The organism is Bowmanella yangjiangensis (assembly GCF_017255015.1).
Classification (GTDB): domain Bacteria; phylum Pseudomonadota; class Gammaproteobacteria; order Enterobacterales; family Alteromonadaceae; genus Bowmanella; species Bowmanella yangjiangensis.
This window is the reverse complement of sequence record NZ_JAFKCS010000334.1, coordinates 1-875: the sequence shown is the minus strand read 5'-3', so window position 1 is coordinate 875 and position 875 is coordinate 1. Positions and strand designations below refer to the sequence as shown.

General features: G+C 60.8%; 1 protein-coding gene. It reads right to left on the bottom strand.

Translation table 11 applies throughout. The annotated features are described in order from the left end of the window. The coding region (gene fliD / locus J0A65_RS24385) for a flagellar filament capping protein FliD (protein WP_206596843.1) at nucleotides 1–875 on the bottom strand (875 nt) is incomplete at both ends.

Sequence of the window (875 nt, the reverse complement as noted above, 5' to 3'; positions counted from 1 at the left end):
AATTTCTGCAGGTTGCTTTTGACACTGGCCTTGTCGACCCCCACCGTGAGGCTGATGGTCTTGCCATCGGTCAGGTCGGTAGCGCTCTGGGCCGAAACCAGGTCGATCGTCACGCCCTCGAGCGCATCCTCGATCTTGTTGCTGTTGCGCACCAGTTGCAGACCGTCGATGGTCAGCTTGGCGGACTTGGCCTGAGTGATCACACCACCTGCACCGGTATCGGAACTGGGCTTGAGAAACGCATCGGCGTTTCCGGGATCGACCGTCGGCGTAAAGGCCTGGCTGGTCAGCGCGTTACTGCCGGTGGTAACACCATCCTCGGTGACCGCCACCTGGATATCGTTGCCCGCGCCGGTCTTGGTCGAGCTGAGTACCAGGCGCGAGCCCGAGTCATCGGTGATGATGGCCGCGCTGATGCCGCTAGTCTTGCCGGCCTCGTTGATGGCATCGCGCATACCGGCCAAGGTGTTGTTGGCCTCGGTAATGTCGACGCTGATACTGCTGGTGCCCGCCGAGATCTCCAGCGTGCCGCTATTGAACGTGGCCGGCGTGCTGCCGGACGCAGACACTGACTGCAGCGCGACCTTGCTGCTGGCCGCCAGCTGCTGGACCTGAACACTGTAGGTGCCCGCCGAGGCAGTAGTGGTGGCGGTTGCCTTGAGCACACTGCTGCTCGACGAACTGGCCGTGCGAGACTCGAACAAGGCGGGCTTGTTGAGCGCATCGATCGCCGTCTTGAAGGTATTCAAGGCGCCAGTCAGGCTACCGAGTGCAGAGATGCGCGTGGTGGTCTGCTTCTCGAGAAGGTCAAGCTGGTTGGTTTTCGGTGCTTTTTCGGCATTGACCAGAGTCTTGACGATTGAGTCGATGTCAAT